This is a genomic window from Caulobacter sp. P4_E5, assembly GCF_056401555.1.
In genome coordinates this window covers 17,041-36,663 of record NZ_JBFUJD010000057.1, presented here as the reverse complement: position 1 = coordinate 36,663, position 19,623 = coordinate 17,041, and the positions used below count along the sequence as shown (strand labels likewise).

Below are 19,623 nucleotides of genomic sequence, written 5' to 3'. Positions count from 1 at the left end.
GCCTTACCGTGGTCGGGAACCGGAGCCTCGCGAGTCGAGACCAGAAACGCCGGTTCTTCCGTCATCTTCGGCTTAGCGCATCTTGGCGAACAGAGCGCCCATCTTGGGCTGCAGGGCCATGGCCGTGCCCATGTCCGACAGCTTCAGCTTGCCGGTCATCACCGCCATGGTCGGATCCAGCGCGCCGGCGCCGATGGCCAGCAGGTCGTCCAGGCTGAGCGTCATGGTCAGGTCGGCCGGCTTGTCTTCGTTGGTCACCGAACCGCCGTCGATGTGGATGATGCCGGCGTCCTTCAGGTCGAACTTGAGGCTCTTGCCGAGGCCGCTGTCGTCGCCCACGGCGCCCTTGATGCGATCGGTGATTTCTTGAAGCGTGGCCATGAGCGCGATCTCCCTCTGCGCGTATATGTTGCCGAAAAGCTAGACCGGCCAGAACGGATAAGTAAACACCGTTCAGACCTGCCTTGGCCTATTTTTTCCCGTCGTCGTAGCCCAATCGCGTTGGGACGCGAGCCAGTTTGATCCGGATCGCCCCCTTCTGCGTGTCGGGCAGGAATACCGGCACGCCACCCACGATGGGCAGCGCTTCGGTACGCCCATCGCTGAAGATAACCTGTCCGTTCTGCGATCCGATGAAACCGATCCCGGCGAACTTCGGAACCATCAACGCCAGCGCGGGTCCCGCCGCCTTGCGCATTACTGTGTTGGACTCCGAAACGGCCAGGGCCACCTCGCGCGCATCATATTCCTGGGCCAGTTTCAGCGCCGGGGCCGGGTTCATGCTGATACTGAACTTCTTCTCGGCCGGCAGGTCGAAGACGACCTTGGACTTGCTATTCAGCTGAGCCAGGGTCGGCAGACGGTCGAACTCGCCATCCTCGCCCACCGGCAAGGGCGTACGCGCGCCGTTCGCCTCGACCAAAGCCACCTTGATATCTCCCATAGGTTGGCCGTCGCTGCGCAATACGTAGCGCAACCGCATGCGCGTGCGCTCCTGCACCGGCACCTTCAGGAACTTGTCGAGGTACATGAAGAGCTTCTCGGCCGGCGCGGTCTTCTCCCGCGCCACCGCGGGCGCGGATAGGGCCAGCGCAACGGTCAGGCCCAGGAGGCCCAACGCCTTCCACGTCATGCCCCGTCTCATTTCGGCTTCACGAACTTCAAGGTCATGCGGTCGCTCTCCCCGATGGCGTCATACTTGGCGTGGTCGAAGCCTGGCTCGGCCGGCTCGCCGCGCGGCGACGACAGGCGGGTGGGCGGCAGGGTCCAGACGCCGAACGGATGGTCCTTGGTGTCCTTGGGATTGGCGTTGATCTCGCTGGTCCCGGCCAGGACGAACCCGACTTCCTTGGCCATCTGGATCACATAGTCCTGCTGGACATAGCCGTCGGCGGCCAGGATGTCCTGCACCCGGCCGGGCTCGCCCCGATGCTCCTCGACGCCCAGGATCCCACCCGGCTTCAGGGCCGCCAAGGCGTCCTTAAAGGCCTTCTCGGCGATGCCGCCGGCCATCCAGTTGTGCAGGTTGCGCAGGAACAGCACGAGGTCGGCCGTCCCCGCCGGCGCCACCGGACCGCTGGTCGGGCCGAAAGCGGTGAAGATCACCTCGCCATAGACCTTCTTCTTCTCGGTCAGCTTACGGCGATAGCCCTCGACGATCTCGGCGGCGGCCGGTTCGGACGGATCGTCGGCCTGCAGCACGGCCTCGTAGAGCATGCCGTGGGTGTCGGCCAGGAACGGCGCCAGGATGTCGGTGTACCAGCCCGCCCCGGGCCAGAACTCGACCACAGTCTGGCCGGGTTTCAACTCCCAGAACTTCAGGCTCTCGACCGGATGACGCCAGAGGTCGCGGGCGCGGTCGGCGGGCAGGCGCCAGTCGCCGGCCACCGCGGCCTCGATCGTGTCTGGCCCAACCTTCTGCGCCGCCTTGGTTTCGGTCTTGGCCGGGTCGTTCTTCTTGCCGCACGCGGAGAGACTCAGCGCGCCGACACCCGCCAAAACGCCTCGCCGCGACCATTGCTGTATTGGACCCATCGTTCCCCCGTAGCGCCCGCCAAACTCGCAACCGACCTTGGCCAAAGTCAGGCCGGTCAAAATCAAGCCGGCCAAATCAAGCGGGCTTGCGGAAGCGCAGGGTCATGCGATCGCTCTCGCCGATGGCCTCGTACTTGGTGCGGTCGAAGTTCGGATCGGCTGGCTGCCCCGCCGGAGCCGAGCGCCGGGTGGGCGGCAGGGTCCAGACGCCGAACGGGTGGTCCTTGGTGTCCTTGGGATTGGCGTTGATCTCGGACTGGGCGTCCAGCTTGAAGCCGGCCTTCTCGGCGATGGCGATCACCGTGGCGGTGTTCAGATAGCCGTCGGCGCCAGCGTCCTTCTCCGAGCGGGGGTCGGCGCGATGGTCCTCGACCGCCAGCACGCCGCCCGGCTTCAGCACGGCGAAGAAGTCGGCGAACACCTTGTCGGCCATGCCCGGCTGGCCGGTCCAGTTGTGGACGTTGCGGCAGGTGATGACGAGGTCGGCCGACCCCGGCGCGCCCAACGGACCCGACTGGGCGCCGAAATTGACGAACTGCGGCTTGCCGTACTTGGCGGGGTCGGCGAAGCGGGCCTCGAAGTCGGCGCGGCCCTTCTTGGCGCCTTCGGAGATCTTGGGGTTGGAGAGATCGGCGACGCCGGCGGCATAGGTCCCGCCGGTGGCCTTGGCGTAGGGCGCCAAGATCTCGGTCCAGTATCCCGTGCCCGGCGAGATCTCGATCACGGTCTGCTTGGGCTTCAGCCCCCAGAACACCAGACTCTCATACGGATGGCGCGCGCCGTCGCGGGCGGCGTCGCCRGCCGGACGGGTCGGCGACGCGATGGCGGCCTTCAACGCCGCGTCGGTTGCGGCGAAGGCGGCGGGCGCGGAAAGGGTCAGGGCGGCGGCGAGCAAAAGAACGTGACGACGAAGCGGCATGGGGAGGTGTCCTTCGACCGAAAGGGAGGGCGACCTTAACCGGGGGCGTCGATGCGTCAAACGATTCACGTTCCGCGAGTTGTCGCCCCCTTGAACCGGAAAATCCGCTCACCAACTAGGTCTACGAAGGCGCTGGAAACCCGGGCCTTCCGAACCAAGGGCGACGCCGATTTCGGGTCGCCAAAGGGACGAACCCAACAAGACCTTGCTTGATGAGAAGGATCTAAAATCTATGCGTACGATCGACCTTTCGCCCCTGTACCGCTCGCTCGTCGGTTTCGACCGCCTCGCCGCCCAGCTGGACGCCGCGGCCCGTAACGAAGCGGCCTCGGGCTATCCCCCCTACAATATCGAACGCACCGGCGAGAACGACTACCGCATCGAGATCGCGGTGGCCGGCTTCAAGCCGGAAGAACTGAACGTCGAGGTGAAGGAAAACCTGCTGACCGTCACCGGCCGCAAGGCGGCCAACGACGACGCCAAGCAGTACCTGCACCGCGGGCTCGCCGAGCGTAACTTCGAGCGCAAGTTCCAGCTGACCGACTACCTGGTGGTGGTCGACGCCGATCTGTCGAACGGCCTGCTGTCGATCGCGCTGAAGCGTGAACTGCCGGAAGCCTTGAAGCCGCGCACGGTGGAGATCAAGGCGGCGCCGTCGACCCTGATCGAAGGCGAAAAGGCCGCCTAGGCGCGCCTCTCTCCTAGTCTCCCCTAATCCCCTCTGAACTTGGGCGGCGCAGCGATGCGCCGCCCATTTCTTGTTTCAGCGTGAGGGCGCCGTTGGCCGCTGCGGATTGGGCGAGAGCAAGGCCGCGCTGAGTGGAAGATGAGATTCTACTCGCACCCGCGCGACGCTCCGGCGTCTCTGCAAGAAATATTCAAATAATGTTTTAATGATGTTGAGCGGCGACATTTATTACGAGTCGGAATCGACGAGAGATGGAAACAATTCACACGCTATGGGTTTGTGCAGCTCATAGGAATTCAGAAAATGGCTCGCGATTGCATCTTGTACGTCGAAGATGATCTGCTGTGCAGCTCGGAAAATTCGGAAGTTATTCGAGAGAGCGGGTTCGACGTAGTCGAAGCCTGTTGCGCCGCCGAGGCGGCGGCGGTGATCGATCGACACGATCCTCTCGCGGCCTTGGTGACGGACATCAACCTGGGCGACGGCGCGGACGGTTTCGAGGTCGCGCGTCATGCCCGTTCGGCCTATCCGGGCCTTCCGGTCATCTATGTTTCGGCGGCGGCGGCGGCGCGTATTTCGCTGGAAGGTCTCAAGGGCGCGGACTTCATCGCCAAGCCTTTCCGCGCCCAGCAGATCATCGACGCACTCCGTCGCGCCATTAAACTGGAGGCGGTCTTGTCCATGCTCGACGCGGCCGCCCTGAACCGGGTTTGGTCCCGAGCGAACAGGACGCCGCCGGAACCGCCCGACGACAGAGCCCCGACAATGACGGAGGCCTTGCCGTGATCGTTCACGTCACCTTCGCGGAAGGCCAGGTCACGCTCGCGGACTGCCGGCTGCAACTGGGATGCTATGGCGAGGTCAACGCCTTGGTCCGGGCCGCGTGCGACCAGTTCCACGCCAAGAATCCGGACCGATCACTGCTCGACGGCGTGACCGTCACGTTTCAGCGGGCCGTATGAGATGACTTAGCCGGGCGCCGAGAGATCCAGCCCCTGGACCTGGCTCAGGTCCACGTCGCGGAAGCTGGCCTTGACCACCCGGGCGCCGGTGAAGTCCGAACCGCGCAGGTCCGCGCCATCCAGCACAGCCTCGCTAAGGTCGGCCGTCTGAACCATGGCGTAGCGCATCCGGGCCGACTGCAGGTTGGTCTGGGTCCGACGCTCCGGGCCCAGCGGCAGCGGCGACAGGAAGGCCTGGCGCAGGTCGGCCTTGGTCAGGTTCGCGCCGGCTAGCTTGGCCCCGCGCAGATCAGCGCCCCGCAGGTTGGCCGCGCGTAGGTCGGCGTTTTGCAGGTTCGCGCCTTGCAACTGGGCCCCGGAGAGATCGATGCCGACCATGCAGGCGCCCTTGGCGCTCATGGCGGTCAGGCGCAGGCCCTTCAGCCGGTCACCCAGCGGACGCAGGTCCTCGCCGTCGAGGCGGGCCGCCTGGCCCTCCTTGCCGCCGGTCTGGCACCAGCGCTGATTGTCGAGGCAGCGCTTGTAGAGTTCCTCGGCCTTGGACAGCGCCTCGCGTGTCGAGGTCCTGACGGCGCCGACCATGCTGGCGCCGCTGACGCGAGCGGTGGACGTGTCGACGCCGGCCATCACCGCGCCGGACAGGTTGGCGCCCTCCAGATTGCAGCCCTTGACGTCGGCCCCGTCGAGGATCGCCCCGGAGAGGTTGGCTTCCTTGAGGTTGGCGCCCGAGAGCTTGGCGCCGCGCAGCGAGCAGTCGCTGAAGTCGGCCTTGAACGCCGAGACGCCGTTGAACTGCGAGCCGTCCAGGGTGGCGCCCGAGAAGTTGACCTCGTCGACCTCGCCCTGACGGGTCTCGTGGCGCAAGGTTTCGAGACCCTTGCGAGGATGGGGAATAGAGATCTGGCCTTCGCGAAAATCGGCCTGGGTCAGGTCGGCCTGGGCCAGATTGGCGCCGCGCAGGCAGGCGCCGCGCAGGTCGGCCCGGACGAGGGAGGCCTGGCGCATGTCGGTCTTGCGCAGGTCGCAGCCGAACAGGCTGGCGCGATCCAACTTGGTGCGCACCATGCGGCAGCCGTCGAGGATCGAGGCGGACAGGTCCGCGTCGGTCAGGTTTCGGAACGACAGATCAAGGCCCGACAACTGCATGAAGCGTAGGGAGGCCCGCTTGCCGCCCTGCTTGCCGGTAACGAATTTCTCGTGCGCCGTTACGATCATGTCGAGCTCGGCTTGGCTCAGGCGACGACGCCCGGCCACGCTTTGCGCGGCGTCCATAACGCTTTCCCCGTTTGGTCTCTTTTCTAGGTTACGCGGACTGTAGCGGCGATGGACGAGCGAACCGTTAAGCCGGCGCCTGTTCCTCGCGAAATATTTGTCAGAAGACGTCGTCCAGGCCGCGCGCCGCCAAGCGGACCGCGCCGGTCAGGTCGACGTCCTTCAATTGCGCCCCGGTGAAGTTGGCGCGCGACACGTCCGCCCCGGCCATCCGGGCCTGGCGAAGGTCGGCGCGGGCAAGATCGGCGTTGGCCAGGATGGCGCCCGTCAGGTCGACGGGCAGCACCCGATCGGCGGCGATCAGCAGCGGTCCAAGCTGGGCGTCGCGCAGGTCCGAACCCGAGAGCTTGGCCCCCTTCAGCCGCGCGCCGCGCAGGTCGGCCCGGCGCAGGTTGCAGGCCCGCAGGTCTGCCCCGTCCAGCTGGGCGCCCTGCATCTGCACGCCTTCCATGTCGAGGCCGTAGAACACCGCGCCCTTGGCCGAGAGGGCCGTCAGGTTGAAGCCCCGGATCGAGCGCAGATTGCGCAGGTCGGCCTTGTCGAACACCGAGGGCTTGCCCTCGCCGCCGCCCGTTTCGCACCACCGCGCGTGGTCGGCGATCATCTGCTCGTAGGGCATGTCGGAGACGCTGGTGCCGGCCGCCTTATCGGTCAGAGCGCCTTCCAGATTGGTGTCGCTGATGTTCCACGACATGGTCTTGGCGCCGACCAGGACCGTGTTGCGTAGGTCGGCCCCGGCGAGGTTCGCGCCCGACAGGTCGGCGCCGGCCAGGTTGGCCCCGTTGAAATTGGCCTGCTTGAGGTTGGCCCGGACCAGCTTGGCGTCTTTCAGGATCGCGTCGCTGAAGTCGGCCTTGGTGGCGACGATGCCCGACAGGCGCGAGCGCTCCAGATTGGCGCCGCTGAGGTTCGTGCCGGCGGCGTAGGCCTCGCGCTGGACCTGCTCGATGACGCGGTAGCCTTCCTTGCGGTCGGCGGCGGCGATCGTGCCTTCGCGCAAGTCGGCCTCGAACATGTCGGCGCCAGTCAGGTTGGCGCCGCGCAGGCTGGAGCCGCGCAGGTCGGCGCGGCGCAACGAGGCGTCCGTCAGGTCCGCGCCCTGCATGTCGGCGCCGTAGCAGTTGGCGTTGTCCAGCTTGGTCTTGCGCAGGTCGCAGCCGACCATCATCGCGCCGGTGAAGTCGGCGTCGCACAGATTGCGCCCCGTCATCGACAGACCGGAGAGATCGCAGAACGCGAAAACCGCCCGCGCCCCGCCCATCCGGGCTGACCACAGGCGGTCGTGCTTGGCGCAGATGACGTCCACGTCATACTGCGTCAGGCGCTTGTATTCCTGTGTCGACGGCGCGGCGGCGCTCATGGTTCGCATGGAATCCCAGAATGAGGATTCACCATGCGCAGAGCATAATTAACGCCGTGTTTCCAACAGGTTCTGGTGAAGCTTACCGGGGACCTCAACCGATCGACGGCAGGGCTTCGGCGCGGCTTTCGTCCAGGTAGCGGGCGCTGGTCGGCTTCAACTGGGAGTCCAGCTCGATGACCAGCGGATTGCCCGTCGGGATCTCTACGCCGACGATTTTGTCGTCCGGCACGTTGAACAGATGCTTGACGATGGCGCGCAGCGAATTGCCGTGCGCGGCGATTAGCAGGGTCTCGCCGGCCTTCAGGTGCGGCGCGATGTCGCTTTCCCAATAGGGAAGCACGCGGACCAGGGTCGTGGCCAGGCTTTCGGTTGACGGCAGGTTCGCGCCCTTGTAGCGGCGGTCCGCGCTGAAGTCGTACTCGCCGCCCGGGGCCAATTCCGGCGGCGGCACGTCGTACGAGCGGCGCCAGATCGTCACCTGGGCCTCGCCGTGCTTCTCGGCCGTCTCGGCCTTGTTCAGGCCGGTCAGGCCGCCGTAGTGGCGCTCGTTCAGCCGCCAGTCCTTGGTCACCGGCACGAAGCTCTGCTTGGCGGCGTCCAGGGCCAGGTTGCCAGTGCGGATGGCGCGGGTCTGGACCGAGGTGAAGGCGTGGTCGATCTGGATGCCGGCGTCCTTGATCAGCTCGCCGCCCTTCTTGGCCTGGGCCTCGCCCTCGGCGGTCAGGTCGACATCGACCCAGCCGGTGAAGCGGTTTTCCAGGTTCCACTGGCTCTGGCCGTGGCGAAGCAGGACGAGGGTGGGCATCGGGCTACCTTCGAGTGTCGGGAATGTCAGGCGCGGGCTAAGGCCAGGCGGCCCCAGCGTCAAGCACGGAACCACCGTCGCGGGCGCCTCCCTTTTCGTTCCCCCTCCCCCGGGCCGCCGCCCGTGCTATAGGCGGGCCATGCCTGATCGCATCTTCATGCCCTTGATGGGCCTGGTCGCCGCGGCGCTGATCGCCTTCTCCCTCGTCTGGCCGCAAGGCGAAGGCGACCGGTCCTGGGGGCCGTTCGGCCATACGCCGGTGCAGCAGACGCCCGAGATGAAGGCCAAGATCCAGCGTGAGAAGGACGCCGCGGCCCGCCGCGACGCCGCCGCCAAGAAGGCCGTCGAGGCCATCGGGCAAATGCCGCAATGAACGCTTTCGACGCCGTCGACGTCGGTCGTCGCGTGCTGAGCATCCAGGCCGACGCCCTGCGGACGATGGCTGAGTCGTTGGGCGAGCCCTTCGCCCGCGCCGTCGAGACCCTGTTCGACGCCAAGGGCCGCGTCGTCTGCACCGGCATGGGCAAGTCCGGACACGTGGCCCGCAAGATCGCCGCCACCCTGGCCTCGACGGGAACCCCGGCGATGTTCGTCCACCCGGCCGAGGCCAGCCACGGCGACCTGGGCATGATCGGTCCTGGCGACGTCGTCCTGGCCCTGTCGAAATCGGGGGCGGGACGCGAGCTGTCCGACACCCTGGCCTACGCCAAGCGGTTCTCGATCCCGCTGATCGCCATGACCGCCTTCGCCGACAGCCAACTCGGCGCCGCCGCCGACATAGTGCTGCTGTTGCCCGACGCGCCCGAAGGCACGGCCGAGGTCAGCGCCCCGACCACCTCGACAACGCTTCAGATCGCCTTGGGCGACGCCATCGCCGTGACCCTGCTGGAGCGGCGCGGGTTCACGGCCAGCGACTTCCGGGTCTTCCATCCGGGCGGCAAGCTGGGCGCCATGCTGCGCACCGTCGGCGACCTGATGCATGGCGAAGACGAGCTGCCGCTGATCGGCGCCGAGGCCGCCATGCCCGACGCCCTGCTGGTGATGAGCGAGAAACGTTTCGGCGCGGTCGGCGTTGTCGACGGCTCGGGCCGGCTCATCGGCCTGATCACCGACGGGGACCTGCGCCGACACATGGACGGACTGCTTCAGCACACGGCCGGCGAGGTCATGACCCGCGCGCCCCTGACCATCGCGCCCGGCGCCCTGGCGGCCGAAGCGCTGAAGATCATGAACGAGCGCCGGATCACCGTCCTGTTCGTGGTCGAGGCCGAGCGTCCCGTCGGCGTCCTGCATGTCCACGATCTGCTCCGCGCCGGCGTGATCTAGGTCACATCCGGATTTACCGAACCTTGTCATGTGATCGCGCTAGCCGTCCGACCCAGAGGCGGCTAAAGCGACCTCCTCGAAACTGAAGCGAGCCCTAGATGTTCTCCGCACCCCGCGCCGATCTGGTTCCGAATACCGCCGCCTACGAAAACGAACCGCTGGTCAAGGCGACCGGCTTCCGCGAGTACGACGCGCGCTGGCTGTTCGGCCCCGAGATCAACCTGCTGGGCATCCAGGCCCTGGGCCTGGGTCTGGGCACCTATATCCACGAGCTGGGCCAGTCGAAGATCGTGGTCGGCCACGACTTCCGCTCGTACTCGACCTCGATCAAGAACGCCCTGATCCTGGGCCTGCTGAGCGCCGGCTGCGAGGTCCACGACATCGGCCTGGCTCTTTCGCCCACCGCCTATTTCGCCCAGTTCGACCTCGACATCCCCTGCGTGGCCATGGTCACCGCCAGCCACAACGAGAACGGCTGGACCGGCGTGAAGATGGGCGCCCAGCGCCCGCTGACCTTCGGTCCCGACGAGATGGGCCGCCTGAAGGAGATCGTCCTGGGCGCCCAGTTCGTCGAGCGCGAGGGCGGCAAGCTGATCCGCGTGAAGGGTCAGGCCCAGCGCTATATCGACGACGTCGCCAAGCGCGCCAGCCTCAAGCGTCCGCTGAAGGTCGTGGCCGCCTGCGGCAACGGCACGGCCGGCGCTTTCGTGGTCGAGGCCCTGCAGAAGATGGGCGTCACGGACGTGGTGCCGATGGACACCGACCTCGATTTCAACTTCCCCAAATACAATCCGAACCCGGAAGACGTCGAAATGCTGCACGAGATGGCCCACGCCGTCCGTGAGCACAAAGCCGACCTGGCCTTCGGTTTCGACGGCGACGGCGACCGCTGCGGCGTCGTGGACGACGAGGGCGAGGAGATCTTCGCCGACAAGATCGGCCTGATGCTGGCCCGCGACTTGGCCCCGCTGCACCCCGGCGCGACCTTCGTCGTCGACGTCAAGTCGACCGGCCTCTACGCCACCGACCCGATCCTGGCCCAATACGGCTGCAAGGTCGTCTACTGGAAGACCGGCCACAGCTACATCAAGCGCAAGAGCGCCGAGCTGAACGCCCTGGCCGGCTTCGAGAAGAGCGGCCACTTCTTCATGAACGGCGAGCTGGGCTACGGCTACGACTGCGGCCTGACCGCCGCCGCCGCCGTGCTGGCCATGCTGGACCGCAACCCGGGCAAGAAACTGTCGGATATGCGCAAGGCCCTGCCGGTGGCCTTCACCTCGCTGACCATGAGCCCGCACTGCGACGACGAGAAGAAGTACGGCGTCGTGGCCGAGGTGGTGAAGGAATACGAGGACCTGTTCGCCGCCGGCGGCGCGATCCTGGGCCGCAAGATCATCGAGGTGATCAYGGTCAACGGCGTGCGCGTCCACCTGGAAGACGGCTCGTGGGTCCTGGTCCGCGCCTCGTCGAACAAGCCCGAAGTCGTGGTCGTGGTCGAGAGCACCCAGTCGGAAGACGACATGCGCGCCCTGTTCCACAAGGAAGTGAAGCCGCGCCTGGGCGCCCGCGTCGGCAAGTACAACCAGGAAATCTGATCCGGCGACAGCCGATCGGACGGAAGGGCCGGGGCGCGATCCCCGGCCTTTTTCATGTCACACGCCCCAGAGCCGGCGCGCCGGCTCGCAACGGCGCAGCTCGGCCCTATATCCCTCTCAAGGACGTGACCTGAGTCATGGCCGGTGCAGGGATGGAACGCTAGGCGATGGTCATGACCCCTCCCAACGCGGCGCGGCAAAGAAGCGCTCATCCCCCGGTCGGCGCGCTGCTGCGCGAATGGCGGGCGGCGCGGCGGCTGAGCCAGTTGGACCTGTCGCTGGAGACCGGCGTCTCGACCCGGCACCTCAGCTGCATCGAGACGGGCAAGGCCCAGCCCAGCCGCGACACCCTGTTCCGCCTCGCCGACGCCCTGGCCATGCCGCTGCGCGAGCGCAACACCCTGCTGTTGGCCGCCGGCTATGCGCCGCAGTACTCGGAGAACACCCTGGTCACTCCGGCCCTKGAGCGGATGCGCGAGGCGATCGAGCTGATCATCGCCCACCAGGAGCCCTACCCCGCCTTCGTCATCAACCGCCACTTCGACGTGCTGATGGCCAACGCGGCCGCCCAGAGGGTCAACGCCTTGCTGATGCGCGGCAAGCAGAGCCCTCATAGCAACCTGCTACGCCAGGTGTTCGATCCGGACGACTTCCGCGCGGTGATCATCAACTGGCCCGAGGTCGCCCAGAAGTTCCTGCGCCACCTGCACGCCGACATCGCCGCCGCCCCATCAGACAAGACCGCCCAGGCCCTGCTGGACGAGGTGCTGGCCTATCCTGACGTGCCGGCCCGCTGGCGGTTCCGCGATGTCGAGACCGAGCCCGCGCCGGTGCTGAACCTGGTGTTCCGCAGCGACCTGGGAAACCTGCGGTTCTTCGAGACCATCACCACCTTCGCCGCGCCGCGTGACGTGACCCTGGACGAGCTGCGGATCGAGTGCGCCTTTCCCGCCGACGCCCACACCGCCGAGGTCTGCGCCCGGCTGGCGCGGGAGGCGGCGGCGGGCTAAAGCGCCGGAATGATCAGGCTTCGTCCTTCCCGCCCCGAAGACGGCGATCGCGCCCTCGAGATCTGGCGCGCCACCGTCGACGCCACCCACCACTTCCTGTCGCCCGAGGACCGCGTGGCGATCGGTGAGGAGGTGCGAGCCTTCCTGCCGACCGCGCCGCTGATGCTGGCGGTCGACGGCCGCGACCGTCCGCTCGGCTTCACGTTGATCGTCAATGGCCACATGGAAGCCCTGTTCATCGATCCCGAGCATCGCGGCGCTGGCGTCGGGCGGCTGTTCATCGACTATGCCCTGGCGGTCCACCCGACCCTGAGCACGGACGTCAACGAACAGAACGACCAAGCCGTGGGCTTCTACGAGCACATGGGTTTCGAGCGCATCGGCTGGTCGGCCACCGACGGCCAAGGCCGGCCCTATCCGCTGGTCCATCTGCGCTTTGGCGTCTGAGGCGGTTTTCGGTTTAGCTGGCTGTGTCCCACCGCCGAGTCGCCCCATGCGCCGCCTGCTCACCGCCCTCGCCCTGATCTTGGCTCCCGGGCTCGCGTCCGCCGCCCAGCCGATCCTGCTGAAGCCCGCCCGGGTCTGGACGGCCGAGAATGCCGGCCCGCCGCATGAAGGTTGGGCCGTGCTGGTCAAGGACGGCAAGATCGCCGCCGTCGGTCCGGCCGCCCAGGTGGCGACACCGGACGCCGAGGTCATCGACCTGCCCGGCGCCACGGTGATCCCGGGCCTGATGGACCTGCACAGCCACCTCTTCCTGCATCCGTACAACGAGACCCTGTGGGACGATCAGGTGCTGAAGGAGACGCCGACCTATCGCACCCTGCGGGCGGCGGTGCAGGCCAAGGCGACCCTGGAGGCAGGCTTCACCACCCTGCGCGACCTCGGCACCGAGGGCGTCGGCGCCGCCGACGTACCGTTGAAGAAGGCGATCAACGACGGCCTGATCCCCGGTCCGCGCCTGTTCGTGGCGACCAAGGCCATCGTGGCCACCGGCGCCTATGGCCCGGCCCGCCGCAACTACAATCCCGAGGCCGACCTGCCCCAGGGCGCGCAGGAAGCCAGCGGCGTCCCCGAGGTGATCAAGGCCGTGCGCGAGCAGGCCGGGGCTGGAGCCGATTGGATCAAGGTCTACGCCGACTATCGGGTTGGCCCCGACGGTTCCACCCAGCCGACCTTCAGCCTCGAGGAGCTGAAGGCCCTGGTCGAGGCGGCCCATTCCGGCGGCCGGCCCGTCTCGGCCCACGCCTCCAGCGACGAGGGCATGCGCCGGGCGGTGCTGGCCGGGGTCGACACCATCGAGCACGGCTATGGCGGCAGCGACGCCACCTTCAAGCTGATGGCCGAGAAGGGCGTCGTGTTCTTCCCGACCCTGACCGCGGTCGAAAGCACCTCGACCTATTTCGGCGGCTATGTCGCCGGCAAGACGCCGCCGACCGCGGCCATGACCAACGCCGATCGGGCCTTCAAGCTGGCGGTGAAGAACGGCGTCACGATCGGCATGGGCAGCGACGTCGGGGTGTTCAAGCACGGCGACAACGCCCGCGAGCTGGTCTGGCTGGTCAATGAGGGCATGAGCCCCGCCCAGGCCCTGCTGGCCGCCACGGCCGTCGACGCCAAGGTGCTGGGCCGGGCGAGCGACCTGGGCCAGCTGAAGCCCGGCTACCTGGCCGACATCGTCGCGGTCACCGGCGATCCGACCCAGGCGATCGAGGCGACCTCGGCCGTGGTCTTCGTAATGAAGGGCGGCCAGGTCGTTCGGCGGCCTTGACGCGAAGCTTCAGGACAAGGCGTTCTGAGCCCATGCGTCTCGCCTTGCCCCTGCTGTTCCTCCTCGCCGCCGGCCCTGCCCTGGCCCAGACCGATCCGGGCACGATGCAGCGGCATGACACTTTCCGCGACGCCGCGACCGCGCCGCTGGAGGACCTGAATCTCAAGCAGACCTCGATCCCGCCGGTGCTGCTGCGGGCCGTCGCCGATCCCTACGACATGACCGGCCTGGCCCGCTGCGAGCCGATCGCCGCCGAGGTCGGTCGGCTGGACGCCGCGCTAGGTCCCGACCTGGACGAGGCGCCGCCGCCCGACACCCGTTCGCGGGGCAAGAAGGTGGCCGACGCGACCTACGGCGTCGGCGTCGCCGGGGTGCGCGACACGACCCAGGACGTGCTGCCGTTCCGGGGCTGGATCCGCAAGCTGACCGGCGCGTCCCGGCACGACAAGGCGGTACGTAAGGCCATCGAGGCGGGCGGGATCCGGCGCGGCTACCTCAAGGGGGTCGGCATGCGAATGAACTGCGCCCCGCCGGCCGCGCCCAGCTGGTTCGTTCCCGTCGAGATCAAGCCGTCCCCGCCGCCCAAGGCGCCCAGCCTGTTCGAGAACTTCCTGGCCTGGTGCGACGGGGTCATGGCCTGGTTCAAGAGCCTGATCGGCTGAGCTCAGGCCGGCTTCAGCATCGCCCGCACTTCGCCGAMCAGCTTGGGGCCGTCGAACGGCTTCATCACATAGCCCTTCGCGCCTAGCTGCATGGCCTGGACGATGCGGTCCAGGCGACCGTCGCCGGTCAGCATCAGCACGGGAATGTCGGCCGCCTCGGATTCCTTCAGCGCCTTCAGGGCGTCGAGACCGCTCTGGCCGGGGATGCGGACGTCCAGCAGGATCGCGTCGGGACGGCGCAGCGGGATGGCGGCGATCAACCGGTCCGCGCCGGCAAAGCCGACCACCTCGAGGCCGTCGCGCTCCAGGAAGGTGGCGACCAGTTCTAGCGTCGGCGCGTCGTCATCGGCCACATAGATCAGGGGAACGCGCTTGGACATCGATTGCAAAAGGCCCTGGACTACTCGGCGGCGAACACTGTTCGAGGGGGTATGAAGCGCAAGATGGTTAAGGCGTCAAACGCCAGACCCGGTTTCAGACCGTCGGCGACACCGTTTTGGGGTGGGCGATCGCCGTGGCCATCGCCTCGATCAATCCGAGGGCGGAAAGCGGCTTGGCCACGTGGCCGGCGAACAGCGGATCGGACGGCAGGGCCGAGGCGTCGGCCGAGAACACCAGGATCGGTTGCCGGCGATTCGGCCCCTGCCCGTCACGGATGCGGGTCGCGGCGGTGCGGCCGTCGACGCGCGGCATGCGCAGGTCCATCAGGATGACGTCGAAGGCCTGAGCCTCGGCCGCGACGATGCCCTCGTCGCCGTCTGCCGCCTCGGTCAGCGCCACGCCGAATGGACCGAGAATGGCGCGGACCAGGTGGCGATTGGCGGCGTTGTCGTCGACCACCAGGACGCGGCAGCCCGCCGGCAGGCCGATCCACGCCCGGGGCGCCGCATCCTCGGCGGCGGCCTGCGCCACGGGGGCCGGGATCTCGAACCAGAAGCGCGAGCCCGCGCCCGGCGCGCTGTCGATGCCGATCTCGCCGCCCATGGCGTCGACCAGGCCCTTGCAGATGGCCAGGCCCAGGCCGGTGCCGCCCGACTTGCGGGTCGAGGCGCCGTCGACCTGCGAGAAGCGCTGGAACAGCTGCCCCGCCTGTTCGGCCGCGATGCCCGGGCCGGTGTCGGAGACCTCGAACGACAGCCGCTGGGCCGGCGTCTCGAAGCGAGCGGTGACGATCACCGCACCGCTGTCGGTGAACTTCACCGCGTTGCCGATCAGGTTCAGCAGGATCTGGCGCAGGCGGTCCGGATCGGCCTCGACCAGCGGCGGCAGCTCGGCCAGGCCCGAGACGCGCAGCGCCACGCCCTTGTCCCGCGCCTGGGCGGCGAACAGTTCGGCGGTCTCGCGGGTCAGATCGGCGGCCGACATCGGCGCGGGCTTGATGTCGACCTGCCCGGCCTCGAGCTTGGAAAAGTCGAGGATGTCGTTGACGGTCGCCCGCAGCGCCTTGCCGGCGTTGGCCACCCGCTGGACATAGGCGCGGGTCTCGTCGCTGAGCTCAGGCTGGCTCTCGACCAGCTGGGTGAAACCCAGCACGGCGGTCAAAGGCGTGCGCAGCTCGTGGCTCATATTGGCCAGGAACTCGGCCTTCACGTGGGCGGCTTCCTCGGCCTGGACCTTCAGGCGGCGGCGCTGGGCGCTGGTCGAGGCCAGGGGTAGGGCCGAGAAGATGGCTACGACCAGGAAGAGCTGCAGAAACAGGGCGCGTTCGGTCAGGTCGCCCTCGACCAGGCCAATGGGCCCGGAATCGAGCGCCGTGAACACCACCGCCACCGCCCCGACCATGACCACGCCGATGGCCGCGCCCAGCACTTCCAGCTCCAGGGCCACGAAGGCCAGCACCGGCGGGATCAGGAACAGCAGCGGATAACGGTTCTGGCCGAACACCAGGATCGCCGTCGCGTCGAGCGCGGCCAGGGCCAGCCAACCGCGCCGGGTCAGGGGCCGCTCGGCCAGCAGGTCGCCGGCCTGGCTCAGGGCCAGCAGGCAGGGAACCAGCGCCATCAGGCCCAGGGCGTTGGAGAGGATCCAGCTCATCGCCCGCATCGGCAGCCCGCCCCAGCCGAGGGCGGCGAACGCAGCCGTGGAGATGACGCTGGAAATCAGCGGTCCGCATACGCCAACCAGGGCCAGCAAGCCCAGGTCGCGCGGTCGGCCGATGATGATCTCGCGCCCCACCGTCCGGCGCAGGGCCCAGGCGCAGAACAGATATTCAGTGACATTGGCGACCATCAAGCCCGCGGCCAGGCCCAGCCTGGCCTTCAGATAGAGGCTGGCCAGGAAGGAGCCCGCCGCCGCCCCGGCGATCAGCAGCGGCCAGCGCCGCGTCTCGGTGCGCAGCAGCACCGTCAGCACCAGGGCGTTGGCCAGCCAGATCGGCGCATTGTGGCCAAAGCGACGCGGCAGCTCGATGCAGACATAGGCCAGGGCGAACACGGCCAGACCCAGTCCGAACGCGGCGGCCAGCGCGCCGAGGCGGCCTGGACCGGGCCGACCAGAACCGGGCCGGTCTACACCAGATCGAGAATCGGAGCGGTCGTCCATCGTCGTCCACAGTGCCAATCGTCTCGAGCTTAGCAACTAAAGGCCGGGTCGGCTGTGCTGTTGATCACCTTGGAGAAAGTCCGGCGCCGGCCGGTTCAAGCCGCTTGGGTCCGCGCCGCGCGGCGGCTAAGCAAGCCGGGCTGTCCCAAGGAGTCGCCATGCGCCTGCCCGCCCTCGTCCTGGCCTGCCTGTTCCTCGTCGTCTCGCCGGCCCTGGCTCAGCGACTCGACGAGACGCCCCGTGTCGCGGTCATCTCGGCCTTCCCGCCCGAGATCGGCGCCCTGAACGCGGCGACCAGCGAGCAGAAGACCTTCGACGTCCACGGCGTGACCTTCACGACCGGCCGGCTGGAGGGCAAGCCGGTGGTGGTGTTCCTGAGCGGCGTCTCGATGGTCAACGCGGCCATGACCACCCAGATGGCGCTGGACCGCTTCAACATCACCCGCATCGTCTTCTCCGGCATCGCCGGCGGCGTCGACGAAAGCCTCGACATCGGCGACGTGGTGGTCGCCGACCAGTGGGCCCAGAACCTGGAGAGCGCCTTCGCCCGCGAGACCGACAAGGGCTTCGACGTCGCGCCCAGCATCCGCACCACGCCGCTGGCCAATTTCGGCATGATCTATCCGCGCGGGATCCACATGCCCGGCGACGCCCTCGGCACGCCCGCCCGGATCTGGTTCCCGGCCGATCCGGCCCTGCTGGACACGGCCCGCAAGGTCGCCGCCGAGGTCGCCCTGCAACGCTGCGCCGTCGACAAGTGCCTGGTCCACCCGCCCAAGGTGGTGGTCGGCGGCCATGGCGTCTCGGCCCCGGTCTTCCTCGACAACGCCGCCTACCGCAAATATCTGCGCGCCACGTTCGAGGCCCGCGTGGTCGACATGGAAAGCGCCGCCGTCGCCCACGTGGCCCTGGTCAACAAGACCCCGTTCATCGCCTTCCGCAGCCTGTCGGACCTGGCCGGCGGCGGCGCGGGCGCCAACGAGATGCACACCTTCATGGCCCTGGCCTCGGACAATTCGGCGACCGTGGTGAAAGCGTTTGTGAAGGCGCTGCCCTGATCCTCTCCGCGCCTTACTGGCCCCCTCCGCGCCTGCGGCGCTCCTCCCCCGAAGGGGGAAGAAGGACGGCGCGAACCTTCCGCCCCCTCCGGGGGCGGACGACCACGCGCAGCGTGGTCAGGTGGGGCAAGTGACATCGGCTTCACGCGGCTTGCCGCTGAAGTGTGTGGGGAGGCGACGGAGCGGCCGGGCGAACCCGGATGACCGTAAGGGTTTGTGTGCGTTTCGGTTCGCTTACCGCTCCGCCAGGCTGTTCTTTCCGTGAGGACGGCGGGCGTGAGCGTTATCTGCTCGGGCCTCCGCTACCCCCGGACGGGCGTGGACCAACTGGATCGGCTACTCCGTCTCCAGCCCGACGATCCACGATAGGCGGTTTTGGATCGATCACCGCCCTGTCGCTCCGCTGTCGGCTTGRTCCCGGACGATCCCGCCACCCGCACGCGCTCCTAAAGAGTAAGCCGTGCGACCTGACGAGGTCGCCGGGAACCGCCAGCGGCCCCGCTCAACCTATCCCCATCGCCGCTTCGGGCCGGATCCAAGCGCCCTCCCCTTGCGATAGGGACAGCTGTGAGTATGGGGCGGGGCTGAACGCGGATCATTCAGGAGCGTGTAAAATCGACAAGCACCTGATTTCGCTGGGTTCGATCTCGCGAACGCCGGGGATACAGCGCCGCCAATCCCCGTGGTCGCCCTCGAAATCCCTCTCTCTCTGAGAGAGAGGGAGGGGCCCACGCCGCAGGCGTGGGAGGGTGAGTGGTTACACCCTCAACCGGCGTGCCGGCACATCACGCGCAACCGCGCCAAGATCGTCCAGGGGCTTCGCCTACCCACTCACCCTCCCACCGCTTCGCGGCGGGCCCCTCCCTCTCTCCATGAGAGAGGGTTTTGGTGGGCGTCGCTGTTTGGCTAGGAGCTGGCTCGCAAACGCCCGCTCATTCCCCCTCACCGCGTCCCGAACGTCCGGTCCCCCGCATCGCCCAGCCCCGGCACGATGTAGCCGTGCGCGTTCAGTTCGGCGTCGACCGCCGCCGTCCAGATCGGCACGTCCGGGTGCGCCGCGCGCAGCGCCTCGACACCGGGCTGGGCGGCCAGCAGGCAGACGAAGCGCAGGTTGGTGACGCCCGCCGCCTTCAGGCGCGAGATGGCGGCGATGGCCGAGTGGCCGGTGGCCAGCATCGGGTCGACGACGATGACCAGGCGGCCGGCGATGTCCTCGGGGGCCTTGAAATAGTATTCGACCGCTTCCAGCGTGTCGTGGTCGCGATAGAGGCCGATATGGGCCACGCGGGCCGAGGGCACCAGGTCCAGCATGCCCTCGCACATGCCCAGGCCGGCGCGCAGGATCGGGGCGAAGACCAGCTTCTTGCCGGCGATCTCATAGGCCGTGGTCGGGGCGACCGGGGTCTCGATCTGGACCGGGTCCATCGGCAGGTCGCGGGTGATCTCGTAGCAGATCAGGGTCGCCACCTCGCGCATCAGGGCGCGGAAGGTCTTCGTCGAGGTCGTCTTGTCCCGCATCTTGGTCAGCTTGTGCTGGACGAGCGGGTGGCTGACGACGGTGACGTGCGACGGGACGATGGACATGGTGTGGCTCTGCTAGGAACGTGTGCCACGCTC

21 protein-coding genes are annotated in these 19,623 nt (G+C 67.8%); 11 read left to right on the top strand and 10 right to left on the bottom strand.

Going from position 1 to position 19,623, the window contains the following annotated elements:
• Positions 1-72: 72 nt before the first annotated feature.
• The 4 genes from AC1DSO_RS17005 to AC1DSO_RS16990 form a co-directional block, all read right to left on the bottom strand.
• The gene (locus tag AC1DSO_RS17005; RefSeq protein ID WP_477069940.1) at positions 73-381 is read right to left on the bottom strand and encodes an SCP2 sterol-binding domain-containing protein; all 309 of its coding nucleotides are present in this window, start codon (positions 379-381) and stop codon (positions 73-75) included.
• An 88-nt stretch (positions 382-469) separates the two neighbouring features.
• Positions 470-1,132 carry a DUF2987 domain-containing protein gene (locus AC1DSO_RS17000; RefSeq protein WP_477069939.1) on the bottom strand — a complete coding sequence of 221 codons (663 nt, stop codon included), beginning with the start codon at positions 1,130-1,132 and terminating at the stop codon, positions 470-472.
• Between the two features lie 8 nt (positions 1,133-1,140).
• The gene (locus AC1DSO_RS16995; RefSeq protein WP_477069946.1) at positions 1,141-2,034 is read right to left on the bottom strand and encodes a class I SAM-dependent methyltransferase; all 894 of its coding nucleotides are present in this window, start codon (positions 2,032-2,034) and stop codon (positions 1,141-1,143) included.
• Positions 2,035-2,110: 76 nt separating this feature from the next.
• On the bottom strand, positions 2,111-2,953 hold the full coding sequence (locus AC1DSO_RS16990) for a class I SAM-dependent methyltransferase (protein WP_477069938.1): 843 nt from the start codon (positions 2,951-2,953) through the stop codon (positions 2,111-2,113).
• A gap of 232 nt (positions 2,954-3,185) precedes the next feature.
• Here AC1DSO_RS16990 and AC1DSO_RS16985 point away from each other — a divergent pair, with 232 nt between their 5' ends.
• From AC1DSO_RS16985 to AC1DSO_RS16975, 3 genes are all read left to right on the top strand, one after another.
• Positions 3,186-3,641: an Hsp20 family protein gene (locus tag AC1DSO_RS16985; protein ID WP_477069937.1), complete on the top strand. Its 456-nt coding sequence runs from the start codon at positions 3,186-3,188 to the stop codon at positions 3,639-3,641.
• A gap of 279 nt (positions 3,642-3,920) precedes the next feature.
• Positions 3,921-4,427 carry a response regulator gene (locus AC1DSO_RS16980; protein WP_477069936.1) on the top strand — a complete coding sequence of 169 codons (507 nt, stop codon included), beginning with the start codon at positions 3,921-3,923 and terminating at the stop codon, positions 4,425-4,427.
• Positions 4,424-4,603 carry a hypothetical protein gene (locus AC1DSO_RS16975; protein WP_477069935.1) on the top strand — a complete coding sequence of 60 codons (180 nt, stop codon included), beginning with the start codon at positions 4,424-4,426 and terminating at the stop codon, positions 4,601-4,603. The genes AC1DSO_RS16980 and AC1DSO_RS16975 overlap by 4 nt, the downstream gene beginning before the upstream one ends.
• A 6-nt stretch (positions 4,604-4,609) precedes the next feature.
• On the opposite strand, the gene AC1DSO_RS16970 is transcribed toward AC1DSO_RS16975, so the two are convergent.
• From AC1DSO_RS16970 to gpmA, 3 genes are all read right to left on the bottom strand, one after another.
• The gene (locus AC1DSO_RS16970) at positions 4,610-5,875 is read right to left on the bottom strand and encodes a pentapeptide repeat-containing protein (protein WP_477069934.1); all 1,266 of its coding nucleotides are present in this window, start codon (positions 5,873-5,875) and stop codon (positions 4,610-4,612) included.
• Positions 5,876-5,975: 100 nt separating this feature from the next.
• Positions 5,976-7,235, bottom strand: coding sequence for a pentapeptide repeat-containing protein (locus AC1DSO_RS16965; protein ID WP_477069945.1), 1,260 nt, complete (start codon positions 7,233-7,235; stop codon positions 5,976-5,978).
• 94 nt (positions 7,236-7,329) lie between these two features.
• Positions 7,330-8,043 carry a 2,3-diphosphoglycerate-dependent phosphoglycerate mutase gene (gpmA, locus tag AC1DSO_RS16960; protein WP_477069933.1) on the bottom strand — a complete coding sequence of 238 codons (714 nt, stop codon included), beginning with the start codon at positions 8,041-8,043 and terminating at the stop codon, positions 7,330-7,332.
• A 157-nt stretch (positions 8,044-8,200) separates the two neighbouring features.
• Between gpmA and AC1DSO_RS16955 the strand changes: the two genes are divergently transcribed.
• The 7 genes from AC1DSO_RS16955 (at position 8,201) to AC1DSO_RS16925 (ending at position 14,407) form a co-directional block, all read left to right on the top strand.
• On the top strand, positions 8,201-8,416 hold the full coding sequence (locus tag AC1DSO_RS16955) for a hypothetical protein (RefSeq protein WP_477069944.1): 216 nt from the start codon (positions 8,201-8,203) through the stop codon (positions 8,414-8,416).
• Positions 8,413-9,369 (top strand): KpsF/GutQ family sugar-phosphate isomerase, encoded by a 957-nt coding sequence (locus AC1DSO_RS16950; RefSeq protein ID WP_477069932.1) that lies wholly within the window; start codon positions 8,413-8,415, stop codon positions 9,367-9,369. Before AC1DSO_RS16955 ends, AC1DSO_RS16950 begins: the two co-directional genes overlap by 4 nt.
• Positions 9,370-9,467: 98 nt before the next feature.
• Positions 9,468-10,964 carry a phosphomannomutase/phosphoglucomutase gene (locus tag AC1DSO_RS16945; RefSeq protein WP_477069931.1) on the top strand — a complete coding sequence of 499 codons (1,497 nt, stop codon included), beginning with the start codon at positions 9,468-9,470 and terminating at the stop codon, positions 10,962-10,964.
• A 173-nt stretch (positions 10,965-11,137) separates the two neighbouring features.
• Complete coding sequence (locus AC1DSO_RS16940) at positions 11,138-11,974, top strand: helix-turn-helix domain-containing protein (RefSeq protein WP_477069930.1); 837 nt, start codon at positions 11,138-11,140, stop codon at positions 11,972-11,974.
• A gap of 9 nt (positions 11,975-11,983) precedes the next feature.
• Complete coding sequence (locus tag AC1DSO_RS16935; RefSeq protein WP_477069929.1) at positions 11,984-12,421, top strand: acetyltransferase; 438 nt, start codon at positions 11,984-11,986, stop codon at positions 12,419-12,421.
• A 46-nt stretch (positions 12,422-12,467) separates the two neighbouring features.
• On the top strand, positions 12,468-13,745 hold the full coding sequence (locus AC1DSO_RS16930; RefSeq protein ID WP_477069928.1) for a metal-dependent hydrolase family protein: 1,278 nt from the start codon (positions 12,468-12,470) through the stop codon (positions 13,743-13,745).
• Positions 13,746-13,777: 32 nt separating this feature from the next.
• The gene (locus AC1DSO_RS16925; protein ID WP_477069927.1) at positions 13,778-14,407 is read left to right on the top strand and encodes a hypothetical protein; all 630 of its coding nucleotides are present in this window, start codon (positions 13,778-13,780) and stop codon (positions 14,405-14,407) included.
• Between the two features lie 2 nt (positions 14,408-14,409).
• On the opposite strand, the gene AC1DSO_RS16920 is transcribed toward AC1DSO_RS16925, so the two are convergent.
• Both AC1DSO_RS16920 and AC1DSO_RS16915 read right to left on the bottom strand, forming a co-directional pair.
• On the bottom strand, positions 14,410-14,787 hold the full coding sequence (locus AC1DSO_RS16920) for a response regulator (RefSeq protein ID WP_477069926.1): 378 nt from the start codon (positions 14,785-14,787) through the stop codon (positions 14,410-14,412).
• A 94-nt stretch (positions 14,788-14,881) separates the two neighbouring features.
• The gene (locus tag AC1DSO_RS16915) at positions 14,882-16,948 is read right to left on the bottom strand and encodes an ATP-binding protein (RefSeq protein ID WP_477069925.1); all 2,067 of its coding nucleotides are present in this window, start codon (positions 16,946-16,948) and stop codon (positions 14,882-14,884) included.
• Positions 16,949-17,106: 158 nt separating this feature from the next.
• Here AC1DSO_RS16915 and AC1DSO_RS16910 point away from each other — a divergent pair, with 158 nt between their 5' ends.
• Complete coding sequence (locus AC1DSO_RS16910; RefSeq protein WP_477069924.1) at positions 17,107-18,006, top strand: 5'-methylthioadenosine/S-adenosylhomocysteine nucleosidase; 900 nt, start codon at positions 17,107-17,109, stop codon at positions 18,004-18,006.
• A gap of 942 nt (positions 18,007-18,948) precedes the next feature.
• On the opposite strand, the gene upp is transcribed toward AC1DSO_RS16910, so the two are convergent.
• Positions 18,949-19,590 carry a uracil phosphoribosyltransferase gene (gene upp / locus AC1DSO_RS16905; protein WP_477069923.1) on the bottom strand — a complete coding sequence of 214 codons (642 nt, stop codon included), beginning with the start codon at positions 19,588-19,590 and terminating at the stop codon, positions 18,949-18,951.
• Positions 19,591-19,623: the final 33 nt, after the last annotated feature.

What these genes read in the sequence shown, in the direction of transcription:
- AC1DSO_RS17005 (WP_477069940.1), bottom strand. Translation starts at nt 381, where the DNA reads ATGGCCACGCTTCAAGAAATCACCGATCGCATCAAGGGCGCCGTGGGC.
- AC1DSO_RS17000 (WP_477069939.1), bottom strand. Translation starts at nt 1,132, where the DNA reads ATGACGTGGAAGGCGTTGGGCCTCCTGGGCCTGACCGTTGCGCTGGCC.
- AC1DSO_RS16995 (WP_477069946.1), bottom strand. Translation starts at nt 2,034, where the DNA reads ATGGGTCCAATACAGCAATGGTCGCGGCGAGGCGTTTTGGCGGGTGTC.
- AC1DSO_RS16985 (WP_477069937.1), top strand. Translation starts at nt 3,186, where the DNA reads ATGCGTACGATCGACCTTTCGCCCCTGTACCGCTCGCTCGTCGGTTTC.
- AC1DSO_RS16970 (WP_477069934.1), bottom strand. Translation starts at nt 5,875, where the DNA reads ATGGACGCCGCGCAAAGCGTGGCCGGGCGTCGTCGCCTGAGCCAAGCC.
- AC1DSO_RS16965 (WP_477069945.1), bottom strand. Translation starts at nt 7,235, where the DNA reads ATGAGCGCCGCCGCGCCGTCGACACAGGAATACAAGCGCCTGACGCAG.
- gpmA (WP_477069933.1), bottom strand. Translation starts at nt 8,043, where the DNA reads ATGCCCACCCTCGTCCTGCTTCGCCACGGCCAGAGCCAGTGGAACCTG.
- AC1DSO_RS16955 (WP_477069944.1), top strand. Translation starts at nt 8,201, where the DNA reads ATGCCCTTGATGGGCCTGGTCGCCGCGGCGCTGATCGCCTTCTCCCTC.
- AC1DSO_RS16950 (WP_477069932.1), top strand. Translation starts at nt 8,413, where the DNA reads ATGAACGCTTTCGACGCCGTCGACGTCGGTCGTCGCGTGCTGAGCATC.
- AC1DSO_RS16935 (WP_477069929.1), top strand. Translation starts at nt 11,984, where the DNA reads ATGATCAGGCTTCGTCCTTCCCGCCCCGAAGACGGCGATCGCGCCCTC.
- AC1DSO_RS16930 (WP_477069928.1), top strand. Translation starts at nt 12,468, where the DNA reads ATGCGCCGCCTGCTCACCGCCCTCGCCCTGATCTTGGCTCCCGGGCTC.
- AC1DSO_RS16925 (WP_477069927.1), top strand. Translation starts at nt 13,778, where the DNA reads ATGCGTCTCGCCTTGCCCCTGCTGTTCCTCCTCGCCGCCGGCCCTGCC.
- AC1DSO_RS16915 (WP_477069925.1), bottom strand. Translation starts at nt 16,948, where the DNA reads ATGGACGACCGCTCCGATTCTCGATCTGGTGTAGACCGGCCCGGTTCT.
- AC1DSO_RS16910 (WP_477069924.1), top strand. Translation starts at nt 17,107, where the DNA reads ATGCGCCTGCCCGCCCTCGTCCTGGCCTGCCTGTTCCTCGTCGTCTCG.
- upp (WP_477069923.1), bottom strand. Translation starts at nt 19,590, where the DNA reads ATGTCCATCGTCCCGTCGCACGTCACCGTCGTCAGCCACCCGCTCGTC.